General features: G+C 58.5%; 29 protein-coding genes and 1 pseudogene. 8 read left to right on the forward strand and 22 right to left on the reverse strand.

Annotated elements, in window-relative coordinates; all coding sequences use genetic code 11:
- Positions 1-92: 92 nt before the first annotated feature.
- A complete protein-coding gene (locus Q8L89_00815; GenBank protein MDP1707608.1) occupies positions 93-428 on the forward strand; it encodes a hypothetical protein in 336 nt (111 codons plus the stop codon).
- A 396-nt stretch (positions 429-824) separates the two neighbouring features.
- Here the strand turns inward: Q8L89_00815 and Q8L89_00820 are convergent, their stop codons facing one another.
- The 16 genes from Q8L89_00820 to Q8L89_00895 form a co-directional block, all read right to left on the reverse strand.
- Positions 825-1,172 (reverse strand): copper-binding protein, encoded by a 348-nt coding sequence (locus Q8L89_00820; GenBank protein ID MDP1707609.1) that lies wholly within the window; start codon positions 1,170-1,172, stop codon positions 825-827.
- An 80-nt stretch (positions 1,173-1,252) separates the two neighbouring features.
- On the reverse strand, positions 1,253-2,044 hold the full coding sequence (locus Q8L89_00825; GenBank protein MDP1707610.1) for a TatD family hydrolase: 792 nt from the start codon (positions 2,042-2,044) through the stop codon (positions 1,253-1,255).
- A 9-nt stretch (positions 2,045-2,053) separates the two neighbouring features.
- Complete coding sequence (locus tag Q8L89_00830; protein ID MDP1707611.1) at positions 2,054-2,422, reverse strand: PilZ domain-containing protein; 369 nt, start codon at positions 2,420-2,422, stop codon at positions 2,054-2,056.
- Between the two features lie 74 nt (positions 2,423-2,496).
- Positions 2,497-3,516 (reverse strand): DNA polymerase III subunit delta', encoded by a 1,020-nt coding sequence (locus Q8L89_00835; protein MDP1707612.1) that lies wholly within the window; start codon positions 3,514-3,516, stop codon positions 2,497-2,499.
- Entirely contained in the window at positions 3,509-4,135 is a 627-nt protein-coding gene (tmk, locus tag Q8L89_00840; protein ID MDP1707613.1) for a dTMP kinase, read from the reverse strand. The genes Q8L89_00835 and tmk overlap by 8 nt, the downstream gene beginning before the upstream one ends.
- The gene (gene mltG, locus Q8L89_00845; GenBank protein MDP1707614.1) at positions 4,132-5,169 is read right to left on the reverse strand and encodes an endolytic transglycosylase MltG; all 1,038 of its coding nucleotides are present in this window, start codon (positions 5,167-5,169) and stop codon (positions 4,132-4,134) included. The genes tmk and mltG overlap by 4 nt, the downstream gene beginning before the upstream one ends.
- Positions 5,151-5,981, reverse strand: a complete 831-nt coding sequence (gene pabC / locus Q8L89_00850; GenBank protein MDP1707615.1) for an aminodeoxychorismate lyase — start codon at positions 5,979-5,981, stop codon at positions 5,151-5,153. The genes mltG and pabC overlap by 19 nt, the downstream gene beginning before the upstream one ends.
- Positions 5,978-7,336, reverse strand: coding sequence for an aminodeoxychorismate synthase component I (locus tag Q8L89_00855; protein MDP1707616.1), 1,359 nt, complete (start codon positions 7,334-7,336; stop codon positions 5,978-5,980). The genes pabC and Q8L89_00855 overlap by 4 nt, the downstream gene beginning before the upstream one ends.
- Before the next feature lie 22 nt (positions 7,337-7,358).
- Positions 7,359-8,600, reverse strand: coding sequence for a beta-ketoacyl-ACP synthase II (gene fabF / locus Q8L89_00860; protein ID MDP1707617.1), 1,242 nt, complete (start codon positions 8,598-8,600; stop codon positions 7,359-7,361).
- A gap of 78 nt (positions 8,601-8,678) precedes the next feature.
- Positions 8,679-8,918 (reverse strand): acyl carrier protein, encoded by a 240-nt coding sequence (acpP, locus tag Q8L89_00865; protein MDP1707618.1) that lies wholly within the window; start codon positions 8,916-8,918, stop codon positions 8,679-8,681.
- A 127-nt stretch (positions 8,919-9,045) separates the two neighbouring features.
- Positions 9,046-9,789, reverse strand: a complete 744-nt coding sequence (gene fabG, locus Q8L89_00870; GenBank protein MDP1707619.1) for a 3-oxoacyl-ACP reductase FabG — start codon at positions 9,787-9,789, stop codon at positions 9,046-9,048.
- A 22-nt stretch (positions 9,790-9,811) separates the two neighbouring features.
- Positions 9,812-10,738, reverse strand: a complete 927-nt coding sequence (gene fabD / locus Q8L89_00875; GenBank protein ID MDP1707620.1) for an ACP S-malonyltransferase — start codon at positions 10,736-10,738, stop codon at positions 9,812-9,814.
- 5 nt (positions 10,739-10,743) lie between these two features.
- Positions 10,744-11,697: a beta-ketoacyl-ACP synthase III gene (locus tag Q8L89_00880; GenBank protein ID MDP1707621.1), complete on the reverse strand. Its 954-nt coding sequence runs from the start codon at positions 11,695-11,697 to the stop codon at positions 10,744-10,746.
- On the reverse strand, positions 11,694-12,758 hold the full coding sequence (gene plsX / locus Q8L89_00885; GenBank protein ID MDP1707622.1) for a phosphate acyltransferase PlsX: 1,065 nt from the start codon (positions 12,756-12,758) through the stop codon (positions 11,694-11,696). The genes Q8L89_00880 and plsX overlap by 4 nt, the downstream gene beginning before the upstream one ends.
- A gap of 87 nt (positions 12,759-12,845) precedes the next feature.
- The gene (rpmF, locus tag Q8L89_00890) at positions 12,846-13,025 is read right to left on the reverse strand and encodes a 50S ribosomal protein L32 (GenBank protein ID MDP1707623.1); all 180 of its coding nucleotides are present in this window, start codon (positions 13,023-13,025) and stop codon (positions 12,846-12,848) included.
- A gap of 40 nt (positions 13,026-13,065) precedes the next feature.
- Positions 13,066-13,563 (reverse strand): YceD family protein, encoded by a 498-nt coding sequence (locus Q8L89_00895; protein MDP1707624.1) that lies wholly within the window; start codon positions 13,561-13,563, stop codon positions 13,066-13,068.
- 86 nt (positions 13,564-13,649) lie between these two features.
- On the opposite strand from Q8L89_00895, the gene Q8L89_00900 reads away from it, so the two are divergent.
- The gene (locus tag Q8L89_00900) at positions 13,650-14,228 is read left to right on the forward strand and encodes a Maf family protein (GenBank protein ID MDP1707625.1); all 579 of its coding nucleotides are present in this window, start codon (positions 13,650-13,652) and stop codon (positions 14,226-14,228) included.
- On the opposite strand, the gene Q8L89_00905 is transcribed toward Q8L89_00900, so the two are convergent.
- From Q8L89_00905 to Q8L89_00915, 3 genes are read right to left on the reverse strand one after another with little or no spacing between them, the layout of a single operon-like run.
- Positions 14,221-15,198, reverse strand: a complete 978-nt coding sequence (locus Q8L89_00905; GenBank protein ID MDP1707626.1) for a S49 family peptidase — start codon at positions 15,196-15,198, stop codon at positions 14,221-14,223. The genes Q8L89_00900 and Q8L89_00905 overlap by 8 nt on opposite strands.
- Before the next feature lie 13 nt (positions 15,199-15,211).
- Positions 15,212-15,889, reverse strand: coding sequence for an HAD-IA family hydrolase (locus Q8L89_00910; GenBank protein ID MDP1707627.1), 678 nt, complete (start codon positions 15,887-15,889; stop codon positions 15,212-15,214).
- A gap of 2 nt (positions 15,890-15,891) precedes the next feature.
- Positions 15,892-16,845 (reverse strand): RluA family pseudouridine synthase, encoded by a 954-nt coding sequence (locus Q8L89_00915; GenBank protein MDP1707628.1) that lies wholly within the window; start codon positions 16,843-16,845, stop codon positions 15,892-15,894.
- A gap of 374 nt (positions 16,846-17,219) precedes the next feature.
- Between Q8L89_00915 and Q8L89_00920 the strand changes: the two are divergent.
- Positions 17,220-19,295, forward strand: a pseudogene (locus Q8L89_00920) (Rne/Rng family ribonuclease).
- 350 nt (positions 19,296-19,645) lie between these two features.
- On the opposite strand, the gene Q8L89_00925 reads toward Q8L89_00920, so the two are convergent.
- On the reverse strand, positions 19,646-20,503 hold the full coding sequence (locus Q8L89_00925) for a fructosamine kinase family protein (GenBank protein ID MDP1707629.1): 858 nt from the start codon (positions 20,501-20,503) through the stop codon (positions 19,646-19,648).
- On the reverse strand, positions 20,503-20,991 hold the full coding sequence (locus Q8L89_00930; protein ID MDP1707630.1) for a low molecular weight protein-tyrosine-phosphatase: 489 nt from the start codon (positions 20,989-20,991) through the stop codon (positions 20,503-20,505). The genes Q8L89_00925 and Q8L89_00930 overlap by 1 nt, the downstream gene beginning before the upstream one ends.
- A 104-nt stretch (positions 20,992-21,095) precedes the next feature.
- Here Q8L89_00930 and Q8L89_00935 point away from each other — a divergent pair, with 104 nt between their 5' ends.
- The 4 genes from Q8L89_00935 to Q8L89_00950 all read left to right on the forward strand — a co-directional run bounded on the left by Q8L89_00935 (position 21,096) and on the right by Q8L89_00950 (position 23,564).
- Entirely contained in the window at positions 21,096-22,130 is a 1,035-nt protein-coding gene (locus tag Q8L89_00935) for an integrase family protein (protein ID MDP1707631.1), read from the forward strand.
- Positions 22,131-22,183: 53 nt separating this feature from the next.
- Positions 22,184-22,507, forward strand: coding sequence for a hypothetical protein (locus tag Q8L89_00940; GenBank protein MDP1707632.1), 324 nt, complete (start codon positions 22,184-22,186; stop codon positions 22,505-22,507).
- Positions 22,504-22,722 carry an SHOCT domain-containing protein gene (locus tag Q8L89_00945; protein ID MDP1707633.1) on the forward strand — a complete coding sequence of 73 codons (219 nt, stop codon included), beginning with the start codon at positions 22,504-22,506 and terminating at the stop codon, positions 22,720-22,722. The genes Q8L89_00940 and Q8L89_00945 overlap by 4 nt, the downstream gene beginning before the upstream one ends.
- A 101-nt stretch (positions 22,723-22,823) precedes the next feature.
- Positions 22,824-23,564 (forward strand): hypothetical protein, encoded by a 741-nt coding sequence (locus Q8L89_00950; protein MDP1707634.1) that lies wholly within the window; start codon positions 22,824-22,826, stop codon positions 23,562-23,564.
- A gap of 204 nt (positions 23,565-23,768) precedes the next feature.
- Here Q8L89_00950 and Q8L89_00955 read toward each other — a convergent pair whose 3' ends face one another.
- Complete coding sequence (locus Q8L89_00955; GenBank protein ID MDP1707635.1) at positions 23,769-23,948, reverse strand: hypothetical protein; 180 nt, start codon at positions 23,946-23,948, stop codon at positions 23,769-23,771.
- Between Q8L89_00955 and Q8L89_00960 the strand changes: the two genes are divergently transcribed.
- The gene (locus Q8L89_00960; GenBank protein MDP1707636.1) at positions 23,947-24,258 is read left to right on the forward strand and encodes a hypothetical protein; all 312 of its coding nucleotides are present in this window, start codon (positions 23,947-23,949) and stop codon (positions 24,256-24,258) included. The two genes, Q8L89_00955 and Q8L89_00960, sit on opposite strands and share 2 nt — an antisense overlap.
- Positions 24,259-24,263: the final 5 nt, after the last annotated feature.

A 24,263-nucleotide genomic window follows, 5' to 3' on the forward strand; every position in this document is an offset into this window, starting at 1 on the left:
ATTAGGGGCTGCTAACTTCCTTAAATACCTATATATTATGCAAACCTACGGTCAAAACTGACGCATCTCTTTAGGATTCTTTAGGAGATAACATGCCTAGCGGAATTGAAGCGGCCCTTGTTAAGCCAATTGTTGATGCCTTCCTAGCGCTTTATAAAAACTCTAAAGGTACAAAACTTAAACATACAGCAGAGGCTGCGCTGTCAGAGGCCATTCGGGAGTTGTTATCTGTACCAACTGATCTGCATTCTACTGAAGCAAAAATTGCAGTTGCCAAAGCAGCAGGAATTATCAATGCTGATCTCATTTTAGCTGAGGAATTAATATCTAAGCATAAGCTTGCAGCGCGCAATGATGCTGCAAAAAGAAATGTGAGGCCAGTTCGTAAAAGAACAGTTCCCAGAAGAAAGCAGGCGCCAAAAAAGTAAGTCTAAATATAATTCAGGTATAACCCCCCTCAGGTCACTATCTCGCTAGCGGTGTAGCTGCACCCGCCAAGCGCAATCATCCGCTATTCCCGAGACCCACCTATCGTAGGGCCGAAAACCCTGATCCTACGTCGTTCTCTGCGCATGACCTTGGGCTGCTGTTCTCTAGAGTTGGGGAGAGGGTAAGGTAGCGGCCTCTGACACAGCAGACCACCAAAAGGCTTAGCGGTGATTTCTCACCTGCTTTATAATTTAACATAATATACATTATGCGAAGTCAATTCAGGACTTCGCGGAACAGTTTCAGACTCTTACCGGGCCATTTCCGCCCTTCTCAAGAGGAACAGTTATGGCTATCAAGTAGTCTCTGAGCCGCCTGAAATGCGCATGGGTTTTTTATTTTGCAGGTTCGAGCTTGGTGACTGTCGGTTTGCCGTCGATATTTTCGGCAATGAAGTTAATCTTGTCGCCCACGCTCACCTGATCAAGCAGTGATCTATCCTGCACGAGGAACACCATGGTCATGGCCGGCATATTGAGGGTGTACAGAGGGCCATGTTCAATCATGATTTTACCTGCGTCAGGATTGATCTTCTTGACCGTGCCTTCTGACATCTTGTCATGACTCATACCTTGCATGTCCACCATGCCTTCGTGCCCATCTGTGCCGTGGCCCGGACCGGCGTATACGGCACCGGACAGGATTAGTGTAGTACTCATCAGCGTAGTTTTAAGCAGCTTCATGTGATTCTCCTTGATATTGCCAGATGTTGATTGTGCCCAGCCCACATGCTCTGTCCCGTAGCGGGGCTGAAAGTTCAGCTTTAAAGCTCTTGCGCCATCTGGGCAGATTTAAACAAGGCGGTAAAGTTGGCAGATGTGGCCTCCTCTACCGCAGATGGAGGTAGCGAGCGCAGACCGGCTATACATTCAGCCACGTGCTTCACGTAAGCGGGTTGGTTGGTTTTGCCGCGATGGGGTACCGGCGCGAGATACGGGGAGTCTGTCTCTATCAGCATGCGGTCCAACGGCATTTTCAGGGCCACATCGCGCAGTTGTTGCGCATTCTTGAAGGTGACGATGCCTGAGAAAGAGATATAGAAGTTGAGGCACAGTGCTTGTTGGGCCATTTCCCAGTCTTCGGTGAAGCAATGCATTACGCCGCCAATCCGCTCGGCGCCTTCCTCCTGGAGAATTCGGATAGTGTCTGCCTTGGCTTCACGGCTGTGTACGATCAATGGCTTGCCCGCGCGCAGCGCCGCCCGGATGTGAGTGCGGAACCGCTCCTGCTGCCAGCCGACATCGCCCTTGCAGTGGAAGTAATCCAGCCCCGTTTCACCGATGGCAACGATCTTGGGATGCTGCGCGAGTTCACACAGTTCATCCACGGATGGTTCGTGGCATTCACGCTCATCGGGATGCACCCCGACTGAGGCATAGATGTAGGGATAGCGTTCTGCGATGGACAGCACAGCGGGAAAAGTCTCAAGATTGACGCAGACGCTCAGCATGCGCTCCACGCCCTGTTGTTGGGCAGCTTGAAGCACATGTTCAAGATCTGCACCCAGCGCGGCAAGATCCAGCCGGTCGAGATGGCAGTGGGAATCAGTCAGCATGCCAGCAGCTTACAAGGTGTGCGTTGCGCGTTCGGCCTGCAACAACCCGCCCAGATAACCCTCAATCTTGTTACGCGTGGCGCCACCATCCATGTCACTGAACTGCACCCCTATCCCTGCAGGGCGATTACCCTGTGCGCCCTTCGGCGTAGACCAGATGATACGTCCTGCGACCGGAATCTTCTCACTCTCATCCATGAGCGTAAGCAGGATGAATACCTCGTCACCCAGTTGATAGGTTTTAGGGGTTGGTATAAACAACCCGCCGTTTTTTATGAATGGCATGTAAGCAGCGTACAGCGAGCCTTTGTCTTTAAGCGACAAAGACATGATGCCTTGTCGGCCCACTGCAGGCACTGCGGGTTTTGTGATCTCCATCATCATATGCTACCTCAACGCGCCGCCACTCCCAACTATAGCTGCAAATGAGCATGGCTACTAACATATGCCACCTAGGCAACAGCTGGTTTTGTGGTCATCGGCGCCCACCCGACCAGAATTTCCTCAAGCAGCACCTGGGAGTTGACCTGCGTCGACAGCAGCCGTAACCCCTCAACTGCGCAGTCGAGGTGCTGATACAGTGTAAACTGCCCGATACGCGCCGCAATACGCTGCAGCCGGTCGCGCATATCCGGATTTCTCAGCCGTGGTGGTTGAGGCACAGATTGCAGACGAATCATGTCGATGATATAGCCATACAGCCACTCCAGCGAGGAGGCCGCCCCCCGCTCCATCCATGCAGCCGCACAGATCACCGGATCACTCTGCCCCTGCTGCATACTCTCCAGATCCTCTAGCAGTGTGATACGTTGTCCGCAAATGTCACCCTGCGCAAGATCAAGTGCCCGGAGCGGAGCACCTCCGGCCAGCGTCAGTAACAGCGCCGCATCAGCTGCCGTATCCAGCCGTTCGCGCAGCCAAGGCAAGGCCTGTTGTGCCGGGGGCGGTGTGATTGTCAATCTCTGACAGCGACTGCGAACCGTGGCTGGCAGCCGACTGGGCCGCTGGGTAATTAAAAGCAGCAGTGTGTACGGAGCAGGCTCTTCCAGGGTTTTGAGCAGGGCATTGGCGGCAGCACCGTTCATGCTGTCGGCGGGTTCTATGACTGCTATTTTGTATCCACCGTGATGGCTCTTGAGCGCAAAGTAGGCATTCAATTCGCGAATCTGGTCGATCAGTATGGCGCGGCCCTCCTCTGCCGGCGCCAGCAGTCGATAGTCCGGATGCGTGCCGGCCTGGAACCAGTGGCAGGCATCACAGACCTGACAGGCCTGGCCTTCGGGGCCGGGCCGGGTACACAACAGCGCCTGGGTAAAAATATCTGCGAAGTGGCGCTTGCCGACTCCTTCGATACCACACATCAGCAACGCATGTGGCAGCCGCAATAGTGACTTGCGTGCCTGCATGTCTGCCCACAGCACCTGCTGCCAGGGCAGTGGTCGCAACGCCTGTGCGACCTTATCCTCAGGCATGCAGAATCCCATCCAGCGCCTGACTGATACACGCCTGCACGACGCTCAACTCCTGTGCGGCATCAATCACGCAGTAGCGGTCACGGTACAACTCGGCCTGGCGCAGATAGTCGGCGCGCACACGCTCGAAAAAGGCCAGCTGTTCGCTCTCGAAGCGATCCAGATTGACATTACGGCGGCCCGCACGCTCCAGCCCCAGTGCAGGTGGTACATCGAGCAGCAGCGTCAAATCTGGTCGCAGCGGCCCCTGCAACCATTCTTCCAGGGCAGCGATACGCTGCTCCGGAATGCCCCGGCCCCCACCCTGATAGGCATAGGTGGCTTCGGTGAAGCGGTCGCACAATACCCATTGCCCGGCATCGAGTGCCGGACGAATCACGCAGGCGAGATGCTCGGCGCGCGCGGCAAACATCAACAGCAGTTCGGTATCCACCGCCATGCCGTCATTGCGGTGGCTGAGCAGTACGTCACGAATCTGCTCACCGAGCGGCGTACCGCCGGGCTCACGTGTGACAACGATATCTTTGTTGGCAGCCAGCAATTGTTGCTTGATGAAGGCGATATTGCTGCTTTTGCCGGCGCCCTCTATGCCTTCCACAGTAATAAATCGAGCCGTCATTCCTGTGCCGCCTTTTTGCGCGCTGCGCCATTGATTTGATATTTGTACACTGCACGATTGTGTTCTGCCAGTGTAGCGGAAAATACATGCCCGCCATCCCCGCGTGCGACGAAGAACAGTGCGTCACCCTCGGCCGGATGAAGCACGGCACGGATAGCGTCCAGCCCCGGCATGGCGATGGGTGTTGGGGGCAAGCCACCGCGGGTATAGGTATTGTAAGGTGTGTCGGCTGTCAGATCACTGCGTCGCAGGTTGCCGTCGAAACTGTCGCCCAACCCATATATGACGGTCGGATCGGTTTGTAACGCCATGCCGATACGCATGCGCCTCACGAATACACCTGCAACCAGTGGTCGTTCACTGGCGAGACCCGTTTCCTTTTCCACGATGGAGGCAAGTATCAGGGCCTCCTCCGGTGTATTCAAGGGCAGGTCTGCACTGCGGCCCTCCCATGCTGCCTGCAGATGTCGCTCCATCGCGCGATACGCGCGCTTCAGAAAATCGGCATCGCTGGCTCCCTTGGGGAAGTGATAGGTATCCGGGTAAAAGCGTCCCTCAGGGTGCTGTCCAGAAAATCCCAGCCGCGACATGACCTCTGCATCCGATAGTCCAGTCAGCGTGTGCTCCAGCTTCTCGTTACGTGCCACGGCCTCCAGCACCTGACGAAAGGTCCAGCCCTCCACCAGCGTGAGGGCATGACCAGTCACCTTGCCCAGCGCCAGCTGCTCCAGCAGTTGCGGCGGCGTCGTACCAGGCTCCAGCACGTACTCGCCCGCCCGCACACTGTGTTGTTTGCTGCCAAGATAGGACAACCAAACAAGATACGGTGCATGTGACAACACCCCGCGTTGTTGCAAATCCTGTGCGATTATCTTCAGTGTCATGCCGACTGCAACTTCATACGTCAGACCCGAACCCTCTATGTTGAGCGGCGTACTTATGAAATTACGGTAGGCCATGCCCCCCGCCACAGCAGCAGCGAGTAACAGCACGAGCAGGGTGGCGCTCAATAATTTCAGAAGTCTGCCTGGCATGATTTCATCATTTCATTCACATAGGCCGCAACACGCTGCGTGAGCGGCCCCGGCGCGTAGTGTACACCATCAAGCTCACGCACCGGCCACACCGCCATGAGGCTGTTGCAGAGAAATATTTCATCGGCCTCACGCAGCTGTTGCAGGCTGAGTGCGGTAATTTCGCAGGCGATGGAATGACGGGCAGCAAGCTCTACAATCGCACCGCGCATGATGCCTGCGATACCGCAGCTGTCGATCTCCGGCGTCCGGAGCCGATTGTGCATCACCACAAACAGATTACTCATGGTGCCTTCGATCACGTGATCTGTGGTGTCGAGCATCAGCCCCTCGGCAATGCCGGCATCCTGCCATTCGTTGCGGGCAAGCACCTGCTCCAGACGATTTAAATGCTTGATACCGGCCAGCGCCGGATTGCGTGCCAGACGGGTATCACACACTCGCGCCCGTACCCCGTGCTGTGCGTTTGCTTCCGGCCAGTCGGGCCATGGATATAACGCGACCAGCCGCGTTGCATGCACCGGCGGCACGGTGCGGTAGCCGCGTGCGCCCTCACCCCGTGTCACAATAATTTTCAGCACAGCATGTACAGCACCGGCACAGACCTGTTCTGCCTCAGCCGCAAGTAATGTATCTGCGGGTGCAGGAATGCCGAGCCTGGCGCACCCCGCGTGCAGCCGCTGCATATGTCTCTGCCACAGCAGCGGCCTGCCCTCGCGCACGGCCAGCGTCTCGAATACGCCATCGCCATAATGCAAGCCGCGATCCTGCGCGCTTACCTGTGCTGCAGGTATGCCATTGACCAGCATCATGGCGCGCCACCCAGTGCGTGCAGCAGGCCGCGCGCCTTGGCGCGCGTCTCTTCCAGCTCCCGTTGTGGATTCGAGTCGGCGACGATACCGGCACCGGCCCGCAGGCTGATGGCGGTATCCGTCTTGACCAGGGTACGTATCAATATATTGAAGTCCATGTCGCCGTTGTGGTTGAGGTAGCCCATGGCGCCGGTGTATGCGCCGCGCGGTGTGCGCTCCAGCTCGGCGATGATCTCCATACAACGCACCTTCGGGCAACCCGTGATGGTGCCGCCGGGAAACATGGCACGCATCACCTCGCCCGGCGTAATGGAGGGACGTAGCCGCCCACGCACAGCAGAGACTATATGATGTACGTGGGCGTAGCTTTCAATGCTCATGAGTTCATCTACCTGCACGCTCCCCGGCACACAGACGCGACCAAGGTCATTGCGCTCCAGATCAATCAGCATGATGTGCTCGGCGCGCTCTTTTGGATGATGCAGCAGCGCGCTGGTGTCCGGCTGGTCCAGCGCGTGATTTTCCCGCCTTGGCTGTGTGCCCGCGATAGGCCGGGTCTCGATGACGCCATCCTGCACCTTGACCAGCCGCTCCGGTGATGAACTGATGATGGCACTGGCCCCATACAGGGCGAGACCTGCGAAGGGCGACGGATTGCAGGCGCGCAGGCGCCGGTAGAGTTGTGCGGCGCTGATGTCCTGCCTGGCCTCACCCTGCCATGCGCGCGACAGATTCACCTGAAACACATCGCCTTCGCGGATATACTCCAGAATGCAGGCAACACCCTCCAAAAACTCCTGCGGCGCATCTTCCTGCAATGCGATTACCGGTGCTGCGACCTCAGCTATCTCACTCGCCGCAAGCGTGGCGATATCCTCGCGCATCTGCGCCAACAAACCCTCACCACCCTGCTCTGCAATCAGGTGAACACTTTGACTGTGGTGATCACGGATGATTGCTGCCGGGATACGCGTGGCGTAGGCCACGGGCAGGCCGGTTTCGCCTTCAGGCAGACACAAACCCGGCTCTATCTGGGCGGCCAACTCATACCCCAGATAAACAAACCAGCCACCGCGGAACGGCAACGCGCGCTCAGTGTGATCCTCTGAACTGTGTTCCGCACCCCACCAGCGATCCAGTTGCGCGAGAAAATCCACGCCCTCCACCGCCATGCCGCGCAGCGTGGTCAGGGTTGTCAACTCCAGGGTGGCACCGGGGAAGGCGAACAGGATGTCGAAGCGCGCGGAGGCCGTGCCATGCACCACGCTCTCCAGCAAACTGGGGTAGCGTGCCGGTTGGGCAGCATGCAGCGCCAACAGGTCACAATCGCCCTCGAGCAGGTAATGCGCGGCCATCCCGTACCCGGCCGTTGCCGTGTCAGCGCGGGCGGCTGAACACCAGCGTACAGTTGGTGCCGCCAAAGCCGAAGGAGTTCGACAATACAACATCAACCTTCATCTGGCGCGCAGTGTCTGGTACATAGTCCAGATCGCATGCCGGATCGGGCGTGAGCAGATTGATGGTGGGCGGCGCAACCTGGTCGCGCAGCGCCAACACACTGAACACAGCCTCGATGCCACCGGCCGCACCCAGCAAATGTCCGGTCATGGACTTGGTGGAACTGATCGCAAGCTTGCGGGCGTGATCGCCAAAGGCACTCTTGATGGCCAGTGTTTCGGCCTTGTCACCGGCCGGTGTCGAGGTACCGTGGGCGTTTACGTAGTCGACTGCTGCAGGCGCAACAGCGGCGTTGCGCAACGCGGACTGCATGCAACGTTTGGCGCCCTCGCCACCCTCGGCCGGCAGCGTCATATGGTAGCCGTCACCGCTCATGCCATACCCGCCCAGCTCCGCATAGATTCTGGCACCACGGCGCCTGGCATGCTCATATTCTTCCAGCACCAGCACACCGGCGCCGTCTCCCAACACAAACCCATCACGATCCCTGTCCCACGGACGGCTGGCGGTCACCGGATCATCGTTGCGTTGCGACAATGCCCGTGCCGAGCAAAAGCCACCCAGCCCGGTGGGTGAGGTCGCCATCTCGGCACCGCCCGCGACCATGACGTCGGCATCGCCGTATTCGATGATGCGGCCAGCCTCGCCGATGTTGTGCGAGCCGGTGGAGCATGCGGTGACGATAGCAATGTTGGGCCCTTTCATGCCATACATGATCGACACATGGCCGGAAATCATATTGATGATGTTGCTGGGCACAAAGAAGGGTGAGATCTTGCGTGGCCCCCCCTCGAGATAGGCACTGTGACCCTTCTCAATGCCGGGCAGGCCGCCGATACCCGAGCCGATAGCTACGCCGATGCGATCTGCATTGGCCTCGGTCACCACCAGTCCTGCGTCGTTTACCGCCTCTTTCGCTGCGGCAATGCCATAATGGATAAAGGGATCCATCTTCTTGATATCTTTGGCGGGAATGTAGAGGGCGGGGTCAAAGTTTTTCACGCTGCCGCCAAACCGGGTGGGGAACGCCGAGACGTCAAAGTGGGTGATGGGCGCAATGCCACTCCTGCCGGCGAGTATGTTGCCCCATGACTCCTGCACGCTAAGCCCCACGGGCGACACCATGCCAAGCCCCGTAACCACCACGCGACGTTTGCTCACGTTAAACCTCGTTGTCTATCAAGGTGAAAACCAAAGGCCGCAGCCATCGTGATGGAGCGGCCCCGGACAGGGGATGACTTATGCGGGGGCTTGGGATTTGATGTAATCAACGGCCTGCTGAACGGTTGTGATCTTTTCGGCCGACTCATCCGGGATTTCACACTCGAACTCCTCTTCAAGCGCCATCACCAGTTCTACGGTATCGAGTGAATCAGCGCCAAGATCGTCGACAAACGAGGATTCGTTGCTGACCTCTTCTTCCTTGACCCCGAGCTGCGCAACCACGATTTTCTTGACACGTTCTTCGACGGTGCTCATGACAGATACATCCTCCCAGCGGTGATGAATAGTTCCAAGACTGGCGGTATTTTATGGGAAACCGGCTGATTAGGCCATAATTACCATCAACACAATGATATTAAAACGAAAAACAGTGCAGCCAAACTCAGGTCATGTACATTCCGCCGTTCACATGCAGTGTTTCGCCCGTGATATAGGCCGCCGCCGGCGAGGCCAGAAACCCCACCACCGCTGCAATCTCGTCCACGCTGCCCAAGCGCTTGAGCGGAATCTGCTGCAACAGGGCGTTACGCTGCTCCTCCGGCAAGGCCCGGGTCATGTCGGTATCGATGAAGCCGGGCGCCACGGCATTCACGGTAATACCCCGTGAACCGACTTCGCGCGCCAGCGCCTTGGTGAAGCCGAGAATGCCGGCCTTGGCCGCCGCATAGTTGGTCTGGCCGGCGTTGCCACTCGCGCCCACCACGGACGAAATGCTGATGATACGACCGCGTCTGGCCTTCATCATGGCCGGGATACAGGCCTTAGTGAGACGATAAACCGAACTGAGGTTGGTAGCGATGATCTCCTCCCAGTCGCTGTCCTTCATCCGCATCAGCAGACCATCACGGGTAATGCCGGCGTTATTGACCAGTATACTCGGCGTACCCACAGCCTGCTCCAGCCTGCTCAGCAACGCACTGACGGAGGCCGGGTCGGTCACGTTCAGCACCTCGCCACTGCCTTTAATACCATTTTCATTCAATATCTTGACTATTAAATCTGCACCATTTTGTGAAGTTGCAGTACCGATAACCGTGGCCCCCAACCGCCCCAACTCCAAGGCTATTGCCAGACCTATACCACGGCTGGCGCCGGTTACCAGGGCAATTTCGTTAGCAAGCTGCATACTGTTCTCCTGCGATCACGGACTAGGCAGTCAGCGCCTGAGCCAGTGTTGGCGTGTCATAGACGGCGAGCGTGCGCACCTCCGGCACGATGCGTTTATTCAGGCCTGCGAGCACCTTGCCCGGCCCGCACTCGACAAAGCTGTCAGCACCCGCAGCCGCCAGCGACTGTATCACCTCCACCCAGCGCACCGGCTGATAGAGTTGGCGCACCAGCCCATCCCGGATAGCGGCAGCAGTCTCATAGGCTGCAACATCTACATTGCTGACCACCGGGATACGTGGTGCCTGCCATACAATCTGCTCCAGATACGCTGCAAGTTTTTGCGCGGCCGGTTTCATCAAAGCGCAATGCGAAGGCACACTCACCGGCAGCAGCAGCACCCGTTTGGCGCCCGCCTCCTTGGCCGATGCCGCCGCACGTGCCACCGCCGTCTGTGTACCGGCGATCACCACTTGGCCCGGCGCGTTGAAATTGACCGCCTCCACCACCTCGCCCTGACTCGCCTCAGCACACACCTTGCGTACAGCGGCATCCTCTAACCCCAGTATCGCTGCCATCGCGCCCGCACCGTCTGGTACGGCCTGTTGCATCAGTTCGCCGCGCTTGGCCACCAGTGCGACCGCGTCACCGAAGCTGATCGCCCCGGCACACACCAGTGCCGTGTATTCACCGAGGCTGTGCCCGGCAAGGCGTGCGGGCAGTTTACCCTCGCTGGCCTGCCAGACGCGCCAGACGGCCACACCTGCCGCGAGCATGGCCGGTTGGGTGCGGGCGGTCTGGTTCAGCTCCAACTCAGGGCCCTGCTGCACCAGCGCCCACAAATCATAGCCCAGTACCGCCGAGGCTTCGGCGTAGGTCGCCTCTACCTGCGGGTGCTGCTGGGCGAGCTCTGCCAGCATGCCGACAGCTTGCGAGCCCTGACCGGGGAAAATAAATGCCGTCGTCATCCGGCTCAGTACTTCAACAGGGCCGAGCCCCAGGTGAAGCCGGCACCAAAGGCCTCCAGCAGCAGGGTGTCACCGCGCTGGATGCGGCCATCACGCACTGCTGTATCAAGCGCCAGGGGCACGGATGCGGCCGAGGTATTGCCATGCTTGTCGACGGTCACCACTACCCGCTCCATCGGCATGCCGAGTTTCCTGGCGGCGGCGCTGATAATGCGGGTATTGGCCTGATGTGGAATCAGCCAGTCTATGTCTGCTTTTTCCATCTGGTTGGCTGCCAGTGTTTCATCCACGATGCGATCCAGGGTATTGACCGCCATCCGGAACACCTCGCTGCCTTGCATGGTGACGTAGCCACCGCTGGGCGCGTCGCTGATGTCCTCTGTGGTCAGCAGGTGATGGTACTGGCCATCGGCGTGCAGATGGGTAGACAACACGCCCGGCTCGCTGTCTGCCCGCACAATCACCGCACCGGCCCCATCGCCAAACAGCACACAGGTGTTGCGATCCTTCCAGTCCACGATACGCGAGAAAATCTCGGCGCCCACCACCAGTGCGCACTGCGTTGTACCACTGCGGATAAATTTGTCTGCAATACTCAGGGCATAGACGAAGCCGGTACAGGCGGCCTGCACATCAAACGCCGCACCCCCCTGAATTCCCAGACGCTGTTGCAGCAGACAGGCCGTGCTGGGGAAAATTTTATCTGGCGTAGTCGTGGCGACGATAATGAGGTCAATGTCGGCGGGGTTGATACCCGCCGCCTCGATGGCCTGCCGTGACGCGTGCTCGGCCAGCACGCTGGTCGTTTCATCCTCGGCGGCAATGTGCCGTTCACGAATGCCGGTGCGCTCGACGATCCACTCATCGGAGGTCTCGACCATTTTTTCCAGGTCGGCATTGGTCAACACCCGGGACGGCAGATAGCTGCCCGTGCCGTGAATGCGGGCATAGATACTCACTGTAGCGCGCTCTCCGTCAAGTGTGCCTGCAAGTGTGAGCCGATGCGCTGCGGCACATCCTGCGCCACCTCCAGTATGGCTTCACGGATGGCGCAGCCAAAGGCGAAGATATCGGCGCTGCCATGGCTTTTGATCACGCTGCCCTGCAACCCCAGCAGGCTGGCGCCGTTATAGCAACGCGGGTCCACTTTGTTGCGGAATGCCTTGAGTACCGGCATGGCAACCAGGGCGCACATCCGCGTAAAGAGATTGCGTTGAAATTCCTGCTTCAGAAAATGCCGCAGCATGTGTGCCACACCTTCGCTGCACTTCAAGGCCACGTTGCCGGTGAAGCCATCGCACACCACCACATCCGCCTCACCGGCATAAATGCCGTCACCTTCAATGAAACCGATGTAGTGCAGGGAGCTCTCTGCCAGCAGACGGGCGGCTTCCTTCACCCGCTCGTTGCCCTTTATTTCTTCCGCCCCGATGTTGAGCAAGCCTACGCGTGGCCGCGGCATACCATCCACTGCACTCGCCAGCACAGAACCCATGACGGCGAACTGATACAGCTGCTCGGGGGTGCAGTCACTGTTCGCGCCCAGATCAAGCATATAGGTATGACCGGTCACGGTCGGCAGTGCGGTGATGATGGCGGGGCGGTCGACACCCGGCAGGGTTTTCAGTACGTAGCGTGCCAAGGCCATTAGCGCACCGGTGTTACCGGCACTGACACAGGCATTCGCGCTCCCCTCCTTCACCAGGTTGAGCGCAACTCGCATCGAGGAATCCTTCTTGTTGCGCATCGCCTGGGACGGAAGATCATCCATCTCCACCCGCTGCGACGCATGCTGCACCAGCAGGCGTTCACTTGCTGCATAGTCACGCGCAGTCCTGCTGCCCTGTATTGCCGTGCGCAGGATGGCCTCGTCGCCCACCAGAATCAGGCGCAAGGTTTCATAGTCCGCCAGCGCCTTCAGTGCCGCAGGCACCACAACAGTGGGACCATGATCGCCACCCATGGCGTCGAGCGCAATCGTCAGGGCGTGCGTCGTCGACGGAACAAAACCTGAATGCAGTTCCACTGGATGCCTGCTTTAAGTACGTGGGCCGTGAGGCAACAACCCGGGAAGGTTCAGAGACGTGGCTCTGGCTTTACTGCGCGGCTACTCACTTTTGGAGGCGACGACCTTGCGGCCACGGTAGTATCCATCGCGGCTGATGTGATGCCGCAGATGGGTTTCACCTGTCGTGGACTCGGTCGACAAGGTGGGCCCGGTCAAGGCGTCATGCGAACGGCGCATGCCACGCTTGGAAGGGGTTTTACGACTTTTCTGGACTGCCATGGGCTTAACTCCCTGTAAAATTTATCAACATCGTACGCTATTAATGCCGCTTCAGCTGGGCCAGTGCCGCAAATGGATGCGTCTCCTTTCCCTGCTGCCCACCGCCCAGACCCTGCGCCTGGCATTCTGCCCTGGCGTGCATTGGCACCAGCGGCACGGCGAGTATCAATTCATCTTCAATAATATCCGCCAACGTCATGGCGCCACTCACCATGAGTGGTTCGTAACCCTCCGGCAACTGCTCGGCCGCCTGATCTGTGGTTACCAGCCCCAGCGCAAACGTGGTATTCACCGGCCATGTCATTGGCTGCAGGCAGCGTTGGCACACCAGCCCAAGCTGGGTTTGCAAACGGCCGCTCAGGTAGGCGATATGCAGGTCGTCCCGGCCAAACTCAACCTCCACTTCCACCTTGCCCTGTACCTGCTGCAGGGTGGGTGCAAGCCGCTGCAACTGCGCCAGCTCCAGCTGACCCTGAAACCGGCTTCCCGCCTCGGCAAGCCGTATCGGGTCAATGACCAACGGCAGGCGCTCTATCATAGGCCGCGCATTGTATAATTAACTGTATTTTGTGTCAAAATCACCCAAGCCCGTCACTGCCGAGCTTTCCCGGCCACCCTTACCGCATGCTGCCACTGATTCTCGCATCCACCTCACCCGCCCGCAAACAACTGCTGGAAAGCCTGGGGCTGCCCTATAGCGTGAGCGCGCCTCACGTAGACGAAGCCCGCCAGCCCGGCGAGCCGGTCACCGCCATGGTTACGCGCCTGGCCGAGGCCAAGGCCCGTGCGGTAGCCGCAGAGCAATCTGCTGCACTGATCATAGGCGCTGATCAGGTCGCGGCGCTGGGGGATGACATCCTCGGAAAACCGGGTAATCATGCCCAGGCGGTACACCAGCTACAGCGTGTCTCCGGCAAACATATTACCTTCTATACCGGGCTGTGCCTGCTCAACAGCGCCACCGGCACGGTGCAGGTCGATATCGTCCCCTCTACCGTGGTGTTTCGCTCCCTCGACGCGACACAGATCGAAAACTATCTAGAGCGCGAGCAACCCTATCAGTGCGCGTGCAGCTTCCGCTCCGAAGGTGCAGGTGCCGCACTCATCGAACGCCTGATCGGCGACGACCCCAGCGCACTCATCGGTCTGTCCCTGATCCGCCTCACGCGCATGCTGGAGCAGGAAGGCGTACGCCTTATTTGAGACCACCCCATGCTGTCGTGCCAGACAGCAGCACTTCACCCAGAGCCATACCGATGCGCTCGGCAAGCCGGTCAAGGTAGTTGCCGCGCGGCGTGAAATCGACGATGGTCTCGGCCCCTATCACTTCACGCGCTACGTAACTGCTGCTGCCCAGCGCGTCCACCAACCCCATTTCCAGACTCTGCTCGCCGGTCCACATCAGGCCGGAGTACAGCTCGTCGCTTTCCTTCAGCCGCGCACCACGCCCTTTCTGAACTGTCGCAATGAATTGCTGGTGAATATCCTTGAGCATGCCCTGCACGTGCGCGATGTCCTCTTCTCGGGCGGGCGAGAACGGATCCAGAAAGCCCTTGTGTTCGCCTGCCGTCAGCAGGCGGCGCTCAACACCCAGCTTTTCCATCGTCCCGACAAAGCCGAAGCCGTCCATGAGCACGCCAATGGATCCCACTATGCTGGCCTTGTCGGCATAAATCTTGTCCGCTGCCGCAGCAACATAATAGCCACCAGAGGCGCAGATATCGGTGATCACTGCGTATAGTGGTACATTGGGATACTGCTCCCGCAAACGCACGATCTCGTCGTTGATATAGCCGGCCTGCACCGGACTACCGCCCGGGCTGTTGATGCGTAAAATTACACCTTGGGTATTTTTGTCCTTGAATGCTGCACGCAGTCCCGTAATGATGTGGTCGGCGCTGGCGTTGCTGTTATCGGCAATGACACCTCCGACCTCAACCAGGGCGGTATGTTTGCTCAACGACATGCTGCCCCCGGTCAGATGCCCTGGCAGGTACAACAACAGCAGCGCGAACAGGTATCCGAAAAACAGCAGTTTGAAAAATACGCCCCAGCGACGCGTGCTGCGCTGCTCTTTGAGTGAGGCAAACAAGACCTTATTGAGTGTCTCACGCTCCCAAACTGCCGGCTCTCCGCTGCTTCCGGGTTCAGATGTGTTTTGCCCTTCTGACATGTTCATGCGCCTCTCAGGTGTTGGGAACTGAAATCGGGGCGGAGGTTGCCAGCCAGCCGGGCAGCTCATGCAGACTATCCAGACAAGCCAGTGCGCCACATTGCAACAGCCGTGCGCGCCCATGGACGCCATAGCTCACACCCACCGCAGCCGAGCCCGCATTGCGCGCCATATTCACATCATACTCCGTATCACCGATGACCAGCGTGTTTCCCGGTGCCACATCCAGCACAGCCATGATATCCCGCAGCATTTGCGGGTGCGGTTTTGAGGGAGCTTCATCTACGCAACGCGTACCATGAAATACATGCTTCAGCCCGGTACGTTCCAGCACGTGATTCAGCCCTTGGCGCCCCTTACCGGTAGCGACCGCCAACAGGTAGCCCTCCTCTGCCAGCCGGGTGAGCGTTTCACTGGCACCGGGGAACAGTTCGGAGGGCGTGTGTTCGCCTGCGAGAAAGTGGCGCCGGTAATGCCCGACCAGCGCCCCCTGCAGATCATCGCCGACGCCCGGCAGCAAGTTCTTCAATGCCTCGCCCAAACCCAGGCCAATAATATTCCGGATGGCTGCATCCTCTACGGCAGGCAACCCGGCATCACGAATAGCCAGGCGCAGACACTGCACAATATGGGCCTCGGAGTCCATCAGCGTGCCGTCCCAGTCGAACACCAGCAGTTTATATCCAACCACCACTAAACCATCTTCTCCAGCACCCGCTGCAAATCCTCCGGCAAAGGTGCGGTAACGTGAAGCTTCCGCGCCGCTCCTGGCAGTTGTAAGGCTATCTCCCGTGCATGCAGAAACACGCGCTTCACGCCCACTGCGCGCATGGCGTGATTAAAGTCGGCATCGCCGTACTTACTGTCACCCGCCAAGGGATGCCCGATATGCGCCGCATGCACACGAATCTGGTGGGTGCGTCCGCTATGCAGCCCGATACGCATCAGGCTGGCGTCGGCAAACAGACGTTGCGGCTCAAACACGCTTTCGGACAACTTGCCTTCCTCCGTGACCTGCACCATGCGCTCACCTGAGCGCAGCACATTCCTGCGCAGTGCGGCATTGACGGTTTGCTTCCCGCCCTGCCAGCGGCCCTTGACCAGCCCGAGATAATGCTTCTCGACCTCTCCAGCACGCAGCAATGTGTGTAGTGCCGACAGTGTCGGCCGTGTCTTGGCGATCATGAGACAGCCCGACGTGTCCCGGTCAAGGCGATGCACCAGCTCAAGAAAAGGGGCATCGGAACGCAACGCACGCAGCGCTTCAATCACACCATGCTCGACCCCGCTGCCGCTGTGTACGGCAATCCCCGCGGGCTTGTTCAGCACCAGCAGGGTTTCGTCCTCGTGCAACACACTGTGCTCGACCAGATCCAGGATGCGATCGTGGGGGGCTGCTTTGGGCGCAACGGTTTCGATCCGCAGCGGCGGAATCCTCACCCGGTCACCCGCCTGCAGTCGGTAGTCTGGTTTGATGCGCCCCTTGTTGACCCGCACCTCGCCACGGCGCACTATGCGGTATACCCGACTCTTGGGCACGGTTTTCAGGTATGCCAGCAGGAAGTTATCCAGTCGGCGGCCTGCATGCTCGGCCCCGACCTCAATAAAATTGGCCTGTTTATCAATATCTTTGCAACTGTTGCTCATTTTTGAGATAATTTACTTCAGGCGGTTTATCAGCCCATTGCCTTGCCTCAACCCAGTCTAGTTTGCGGCAATTTGCAGTGATTTGTAACTAAAATTAACGATAAGAGAGCAACACGACATACACAATTATACCTGCCCCGGCAGGATAACCACAGTTTCAGGGTTGCCCCTCCTCGCAAGCAGAGGCGACCATTGATTGATAAAACGACGCGCCCCCGCCTCCCAAGCCTGGGAGAGGTCGAGCGGGCCCTTGGAATACGACAGCCGGAAGCACACCCTGACCCTGGAGTGCGCGGCTGGACAGAACACGATGGGCCGCACGGCTGCCGCCACAACGGACGTGGTAGAGCGCTGGTACTTTTAAGGAATATGACATGAAAAGAATGTTATTTAACGCAACTCAGCCTGAAGAGTTGCGGGTTGCGCTGGTTGAAGGCCAGCGTCTGTATGATCTGGCCATTGAAACCTTCGGTCGGGAACAGAAAAAATCCAACATCTACAAAGGCAGGGTCACACGTGTAGAGGCCAGCCTGGAGGCCGCGTTTATTGACTACGGCGCGGAACGCCATGGCTTCCTGCCGCTGCGCGAAATTGCCCGTTCGAATTTTCTCCCCAGCTACAACCCGGGCGCCGGGCGCAGCGGCATCAAGGACATGCTGCGAGAAGGCCAGGAAATTGTGGTGCAGGTGGAAAAGGAGGAGCGCGGCACCAAGGGCGCGGCACTCACCTCCTTTATCAGCCTCGCGGGCCGCTATCTGGTGCTCATGCCCAACAACCCGGGGGCCGGAGGGGTCTCCCGGCGCATCGAAGGTGAAGACCGCGCCGAAATGCGCGATGCGCTCAACTCCCTCACCTTGCCGGAAGACATGGGGCTCATTGTACGTACCGCAGGTGTCGGCAAGAGCGCAGAGGAGTTGCAATGGGATCTTGATTACCTGCTGCATCTCTGGAAGTCCATCCAGGGGGCCACCGGTACGCGCTCTGCGCCCTATCTGATCTATCAGGAAAGCAATTTCGTCATCCGCGCGATCCGCGACTATCTGCGCAAAGACATCAGCGAGATACTGATTGATAACGAGGCCGTCTACAACGAAGCACGCGAGTTCATGCAACAGGTGATGCCGCACAACCTGGTCAAGGTCAAGCTTTACGAAGACGATGTACCGCTGTTCTCCCGGTTCCAGATCGAAAGCCAGATCGAATCCGCCTTCCGGCGCGAAGTACGCCTGCCTTCAGGCGGCGCCATTGTGATTGATCACACCGAGGCGCTGGTGTCCATCGATATAAACTCGGCGCGCGCTACCCGTGGCAGCGACATTGAGGAAACAGCCCTTAACACCAACCTTGAAGCTGCGGACGAAATCGCTTGTCAGTTGCGGCTGCGCGATCTCGGTGGCCTCATCGTGATCGACTACATCGACATGACGCCGCCGCGTAACAAACGTCTGGTGGAAGAGCGTCTGGAAGAAGCGCTCAAAATGGATCGGGCACGGGTTCAGGTCGGGCGCATTTCGCGATTTGGCCTGCTCGAAATGTCACGTCAGCGTCTGCGTTCTTCTCTGGGCGAGTCCACCCGGATGATGTGCCCCCGCTGCAGCGGCCAGGGTACCATCCGCAGCGTCGAATCGGCCGCGCTCTCCACACTGCGCATCATTGAAGAAGAGGCCCTCAAAGAAAATACCGCGCGTATTGTCGCGCAATTACCGGTCAATGTCGCCACCTACCTCTTGAATGAGAAGCGCCAATCCGTGCACAGCATCGAGCAGCGTCACCACATTGGTGTGGTCCTGGTTCCGAATGCATCAATGCAGACACCGCAGTACGAAATACAGCGCTTGCGAACAGATGACATTCCTGCCGATGAGGCCAATACGCCCAGCAGCTACCAGCTGGCCACGGTAGTCCAGGCTGTAAGCGAGAAAATGGGCACCATGCACAGGCCCACCATAGAAGAACCGGCCGTCAAAGGCCTGCTCCCCATGCCACCACCGGTACCTGTGGTGCACGTACAAAGCAGTGAGGCCGTGGCGGATGGCCCTGGCCTGCTTGTCCGTCTGTGGAAAAAACTGGTCGGTAGCGACACCCCGGCTGTGGCCACGGCAACTCCTGCACAGCGTCCCAAAGAATCTGCCGCACGTGGCCGCGACAAGGGACGCGGCCGTGAACGCAGCAAGGCACGCCAGGAGCAGCACGAAGGTCGTCGGGTGCGCGAGCGTGAGCAGCGCGAACGCACCCAGACAGCAAAGACACAGCGCCCGGCAACCCCGCAGCCTCTCCAGCAACCCGCACAAGACAGAACTGCCGCACACAAACCAGAAACTCCGGCAGACACCACACCTGTACAGGCTTCCCCGCCGCCCACCACAGAAGCCGTTGAGCGGGAGGCTGCGGCTACACCAGAACGGCCACGCAGCGGTCGCCGGGGTCGCCGGGGTGGAAGGCGTCGGCGTCCGGAAGGCGGTGCCTCTGCACCTGCGCCACAGTCCGCCACTGGCGCAGACGAAGCTACTGTAACCGGGCAGCCTGCTGCCGAACGGCCTCCCTCAGCCCCGCTTGATGCCGGACAACTGCCTGCGGCAGCTGCACACCCTGCCGAACCTGTACGCAAACCTGTCGCCAGTGCGCCGCTGCCAATTCAGGCGCCATTTCCGGCCGCAGTGATCCCCGATCTGGAGCGCTCGCGTCCGGCATTTCCGCTACCCGGGATACAACATCACAGTCCTGCGCCTGCCGCCACCGAGCCGCGTGAGAGCCTGCACGCCACACCGGAGAACAAGGCTGATTAATGCACGCCGCGCCGTCAGCAACCAAAGCGGCGCAGTACACCCTCGACGGAGGCCACATAGCTGCCGCCGAACAGGCGCACATGCACCAGTAGCGGATACAGGTTGTAGATATCGCGGCGCACCTCCATAAAGCCGGGGGCAATCGGGTTAAGTTCGTTGTAGCGCTCAAAGAAAGGCCCGCCGAAGGTTCCGAACAGCGTGGTAAAGGCGAGCTCGATCTCGGGGTGGGCGTAGTAAATGGCGGGGTCGATAAAGCCTGTGATCCGACCATTACGGGCCAGCACGTTGGCAGTCCAAACATCGCCGTGAATCAGTGCAGGGTACCTCGGCTCCTCCAGCCAGCTGTCGAGACGTGCCGCGAACCTTTCCAGCCGGGTCAATAATGCCTGCGGCATGCGCCGGGCAGATACCGCCTCTCCGCCCATGTACAGCAGGCGCTGGTCGCGGAAAAATTCCAGCCAGGACGCGGTCCACGGGTTTGGCTGGCGCAAACCGCCTATCAGAGTTTCTTCCTCAAAGCCAAAACCCTGCGGGGCATGTAACCGGTGCAGCGCCGCCAACAGCTCGGCCGCATGCGATTGCGCCGATGGCGGAAACTGGCTTTCACCCTCAATGTACTCCATTAACAACAATGTGTTGCTGCTGTGCAAAACCGCCGGTACCGGCAGGCTGGTGTGCGTAGCGAGATAGGACAGCATCCGGCCCTCACAGACCAGACGCGGGGTGGGAGAGCGATCTATTTTTGCCACCCATGCACGACCATCAGCGCAGGTGACATGGTACACCTCGCCCACACAACCGCCTGTCAAAGGCTCTATGGAGCGCGGCACACTACCGGTAATCGCGGCAACCGTATCCTGCCACCCGGGCATCAGCGCTTCAGATGATGCTGGCGGATATCCTCGAGCAGTCCATAAGAGGCCTCCTCAACCAGATCAATGACCCGTTCAAAACCGCTGGATCCGCCATAGTAAGGGTCAGGCACTTCGCGCTCACTCAGGTGTGGCGCAAATGCCAGCAGCAGCCGTAGCTTCTGCCGCTGGACCGTATCGACACACAGCTGCTCAAGGTTGGCACGGTTTTCATTGTCCATGGCAAGCACGTAATCAAACTGCTCAAAATCAGACACCTGCACACGTCGCGCACGTTGCTCACGGATATCAAAGCCACGGATCAAGGCACTGCGTTGGGCGCGCTCGTCGGGCGGATCGCCGACGTGATAGCTGTGAGTACCGGCCGAATCTACAGCCACACGGTCCTGCAGGCCCTCCTGCTCAAGCAGCTGCTCAAAGAATCCGTGCGCCAGCGGCGATCGGCAGATGTTGCCCATGCATACAAATAGTACTTTCACGATTGGCATGATTGTGGTAACATGTTGATTTATAAGAGTTGCAAAACTTATATTTACTTATATAAACATTTAATCTAGTATTTTCGGTGTATCCAGCGGTGTATCCGAAGGCCATGAATGAGACAACTATCAGGGCGCTGAGACAACAAGCCGCCGACTATATGACCGGGTGCGGCGGGGGCTTGTGGTTGCGGGTTCGCACCACCGGGCGCAAAACCTTCATCGTCCGCCGCAAGGTGGCCGGCAAGCCCAAAGTTATCACCCTGGGAGATTGGCCTACCCTTTCGCTCAAAGATGCATCCCGGCTTGCCGTCACCGTCAAAACACCTTCTGACGCCACCATCGGCACCTTGCTTCAACGATACCACGACGCGGTCATCAAAGGCCATGCCAGGCCCGCGCAGTTCGCCACCTACGAGAAACGCATCCGACTGGCCATGGGGAATGCCCGCGTGTCCGAAGTCACCGCGAAGCGCCTAGCGGAGTTGGTATCGAACCACCGGAGCACGCCGAGGGCGGCAGACAGCCTGCGCAGCCATCTCAAGGCCATGTTCGCCCTCGCCATTGAGCTCGGCTTGCGGGATGACAACCCCGCTTCCGTCATTGGCGCCCGCGTCACCGGGTACACCTACGCGCCGCGCACCCGCGTCCTGACCCATGATGATATCCGCCAACTATGGGCCTGGGATGGCCGCAACGCGGCGCTGTTGCGCTTCCTGCTGCTTACGGGCCTTCGGATATCAGAGGGCCAGCATGGGCGGCAGGACGGCGATCTGTGGCGCATCGAAAAAACCAAAAACGGCAGGCCGCATTGGGTGTTCCTGACGCCCACGGCAAAAACACAGCTTGCAGAATCATTCAATGTATCCCCGACCGCCGTGCAAGCGTGGGTGCGGCGTCGCGGCGTGACTTGGACGCCGCATGATCTGCGCCGCACCTTCGCCACGCTGGCGAAAGATGCCGGCGTCCTGCCGCACGTTATCGAGAAGGCATTAAACCACGCTCTCGAAGGGATGCTGCGCATTTACGACCACGCCGAAATGACCGAGGAACGCATCGTTGCAGCGAAGACGGTCGAGCGCGTGGTGCTCGAAATCACTGGGGCCACCGGCAGTACCGGCGGCAAAAAAAGCGGGGCCGCAAGGTGAACCACCACCAAGCGACCCCTGACCACAACCGCAACCAACAAGGAGTAGCGATCATGGCTGACACCAATTCTATCATCAATATTGAAAATGAAATTTTCGATGCAATGTGTACCGTGGACGAAGCTGCGGCTCTTCTGCGCACGTATCTCAGCTTGATGTCCGATACAATTCCTGATCTTGGGGTACCGGCATACGATGGAAAATGCCTGGACGATTCAGGCCAGAGCGCCGAGGTGAGAATGAGCTCGCGATTCTACGCACTGCTGCCGCCGGCCCATGAACAGGTGTATCGGCTTTACAGGCTTAAGGATAAGCTGGGGGCGCTCTACGCCGCCGCGTCGCGGCGGGCACTAGCAGATGGCGTTGTTTCAATATGAACAACCAACCTGCTGCAAGCAAGGGCGTATATTTCACCACTGACCCGAAGATGATCCGTTTGTGCAGGCAACTGGAAGCCGCACCAGAGTGGATAAAGGATAAGGCCGTACGGTACGCGATCCGGGTAGCGAACAAGGACCCCAAGCTGCAACGCCTCATTGAGTTGCGGGACAAGGGCTTCATTTCGCCTGAGGAGTTCTGGCGGCGGATGTAACTAGGTTTGCCGCGCCTAGCCCGACGGGGCGAATAGCCGGGATACCTTCACCGGCATGGTGCGGCTCTTATTTGAGGGTGGCACTGTGAAGGGTGTGCGCCATGAAAAAACCAATACCAATCGATGATGTACTCGATTATGTCTCTTTTCGACGAGAGGAAGACAAGTATATCCCCAAGGAAAAAGCGAAGGAGTTTCATAATACATGCTTTAAAATAGTGTCCGAAGCGCTGCTTGAAACACTCGGCAAAGTATCTGGCAAGCTACGGGATGAAGTCTCGCGTGGTAGTGGCCAACACGTCCTTGTTGAAATGCTGAGCAAAGCTTTTGAGGAAGCATTTTATGAGGCCGCGCGAAAAATTGAAAAATTAGGCGAAAATGACTGGGGCATGGCCCGTGCTGCTGCCGCTTCTGCGGCTGCTCTGCGAGGTGAGGAACCACCACCTGAGGATGATTTTACATGGCTTGCCCTGGCAGCAAAACACGGCAACGAGATTGAGTACCGCCAAGCCATGCAACACGAAATTATCGGCATATTGAAAAGTGGTAAACCACTGCCAAATGCCGCACGCCTTTGGCTAGCTTACGTTATTGAGCGAGTACAAATTCCACATGACGGTAAGCACGCACCGCTGCGCAGGCGGACGCGCGAGGCGCGTCGATACTACTTGGCAGAGTTTATTGTCGAAGATGAAAAAGCCCATATGCGCAGCACCACCACTGCGCGATTAAAACGCGCTACCAAGCAACTGCACGTCTCTTATGAGACAGCTCGCGCCAGCTATTACGCAAAGGATTTTAAGTGGATGTTGGATTATCTGCGAAAAAAACAAGACGTGTAATATTAACCAATCAGTTATTTAGAATGATTGGTTAAATGTAGTCACGTTAGCATTCCCTCATGTTAAAGGATGTGAGGAAATGAAATGCGCGACACTAAGCCCCATGCCCCCCCTCTCCCGCTAGCGGTCAACCTCAGGGGTGCGGCAGAACTGTCGTCCTTTTCAGAATCGACAATCGACCACGCTATCCGTGCCGGTGAACTGTCATGCCGACGGCACGGCAACCGCGTCCTTATCCGTACTGCCGATCTGGCCGCGTGGATTGACGCCCTCCCGTCCGGGCGCCCTGCGGCGCCACCCCATCTCGAAGGCCGCCGTACCGGGCGCCCGCCGACGCGGCCGCAGAAAATGGGCAAGCTGCGCCATGGCTAAGCACCAGCCCATGCACAATTTCGTCGCTCTGCCGCCCGGCAAACGGGTGCAGGATGTCTTGCCGTGGTTCAAAGGAGTGAAGCACGAGGCGCCGCCGCTCGGCACACCATGCCCTTATTGCGCCAGCTGTCGCAAGCTATTCACGCCAGCGCGCAGGCGGCGATACGATCTCAAAATTATTCCCCTTCACATCCAGCTTCCCCTTATTTTTCTTTATCACCTTTGCGGCGCGTGCTCGCATAAATATCAGATCGGCGGTGAGGAAAAGGAAGGCGTGTTGGCAGCAGTGGAGCAATTCATTGAGGGCGAGAAAAGCCAATGATCCAG

The sequence above is a fragment of the Gammaproteobacteria bacterium genome (assembly GCA_030680605.1).
Taxonomy (GTDB): Bacteria; Pseudomonadota; Gammaproteobacteria; order SURF-13; family SURF-13; genus JAQBXX01.

Excerpts from the sequence above, each read along its gene's own strand:
- Q8L89_00815 (MDP1707608.1), top strand. The coding sequence starts at position 93 with ATGCCTAGCGGAATTGAAGCGGCCCTTGTTAAGCCAATTGTTGATGCC.
- Q8L89_00820 (MDP1707609.1), bottom strand. The coding sequence starts at position 1,172 with ATGAAGCTGCTTAAAACTACGCTGATGAGTACTACACTAATCCTGTCC.
- Q8L89_00825 (MDP1707610.1), bottom strand. The coding sequence starts at position 2,044 with ATGCTGACTGATTCCCACTGCCATCTCGACCGGCTGGATCTTGCCGCG.
- Q8L89_00830 (MDP1707611.1), bottom strand. The coding sequence starts at position 2,422 with ATGGAGATCACAAAACCCGCAGTGCCTGCAGTGGGCCGACAAGGCATC.
- Q8L89_00835 (MDP1707612.1), bottom strand. The coding sequence starts at position 3,516 with ATGCCTGAGGATAAGGTCGCACAGGCGTTGCGACCACTGCCCTGGCAG.
- tmk (MDP1707613.1), bottom strand. The coding sequence starts at position 4,135 with ATGACGGCTCGATTTATTACTGTGGAAGGCATAGAGGGCGCCGGCAAA.
- mltG (MDP1707614.1), bottom strand. The coding sequence starts at position 5,169 with ATGCCAGGCAGACTTCTGAAATTATTGAGCGCCACCCTGCTCGTGCTG.
- pabC (MDP1707615.1), bottom strand. The coding sequence starts at position 5,981 with ATGATGCTGGTCAATGGCATACCTGCAGCACAGGTAAGCGCGCAGGAT.
- Q8L89_00855 (MDP1707616.1), bottom strand. The coding sequence starts at position 7,336 with ATGGCCGCGCATTACCTGCTCGAGGGCGATTGTGACCTGTTGGCGCTG.
- acpP (MDP1707618.1), bottom strand. The coding sequence starts at position 8,918 with ATGAGCACCGTCGAAGAACGTGTCAAGAAAATCGTGGTTGCGCAGCTC.
- fabG (MDP1707619.1), bottom strand. The coding sequence starts at position 9,789 with ATGCAGCTTGCTAACGAAATTGCCCTGGTAACCGGCGCCAGCCGTGGT.
- fabD (MDP1707620.1), bottom strand. The coding sequence starts at position 10,738 with ATGACGACGGCATTTATTTTCCCCGGTCAGGGCTCGCAAGCTGTCGGC.
- rpmF (MDP1707623.1), bottom strand. The coding sequence starts at position 13,025 with ATGGCAGTCCAGAAAAGTCGTAAAACCCCTTCCAAGCGTGGCATGCGC.
- Q8L89_00895 (MDP1707624.1), bottom strand. The coding sequence starts at position 13,563 with ATGATAGAGCGCCTGCCGTTGGTCATTGACCCGATACGGCTTGCCGAG.
- Q8L89_00900 (MDP1707625.1), top strand. The coding sequence starts at position 13,650 with ATGCTGCCACTGATTCTCGCATCCACCTCACCCGCCCGCAAACAACTG.
- Q8L89_00905 (MDP1707626.1), bottom strand. The coding sequence starts at position 15,198 with ATGTCAGAAGGGCAAAACACATCTGAACCCGGAAGCAGCGGAGAGCCG.
- Q8L89_00915 (MDP1707628.1), bottom strand. The coding sequence starts at position 16,845 with ATGAGCAACAGTTGCAAAGATATTGATAAACAGGCCAATTTTATTGAG.
- Q8L89_00925 (MDP1707629.1), bottom strand. The coding sequence starts at position 20,503 with ATGCCCGGGTGGCAGGATACGGTTGCCGCGATTACCGGTAGTGTGCCG.
- Q8L89_00930 (MDP1707630.1), bottom strand. The coding sequence starts at position 20,991 with ATGCCAATCGTGAAAGTACTATTTGTATGCATGGGCAACATCTGCCGA.
- Q8L89_00935 (MDP1707631.1), top strand. The coding sequence starts at position 21,096 with ATGAATGAGACAACTATCAGGGCGCTGAGACAACAAGCCGCCGACTAT.
- Q8L89_00940 (MDP1707632.1), top strand. The coding sequence starts at position 22,184 with ATGGCTGACACCAATTCTATCATCAATATTGAAAATGAAATTTTCGAT.
- Q8L89_00945 (MDP1707633.1), top strand. The coding sequence starts at position 22,504 with ATGAACAACCAACCTGCTGCAAGCAAGGGCGTATATTTCACCACTGAC.
- Q8L89_00950 (MDP1707634.1), top strand. The coding sequence starts at position 22,824 with ATGAAAAAACCAATACCAATCGATGATGTACTCGATTATGTCTCTTTT.
- Q8L89_00960 (MDP1707636.1), top strand. The coding sequence starts at position 23,947 with ATGCACAATTTCGTCGCTCTGCCGCCCGGCAAACGGGTGCAGGATGTC.
- Q8L89_00955 (MDP1707635.1), bottom strand. The coding sequence starts at position 23,948 with ATGGGCTGGTGCTTAGCCATGGCGCAGCTTGCCCATTTTCTGCGGCCG.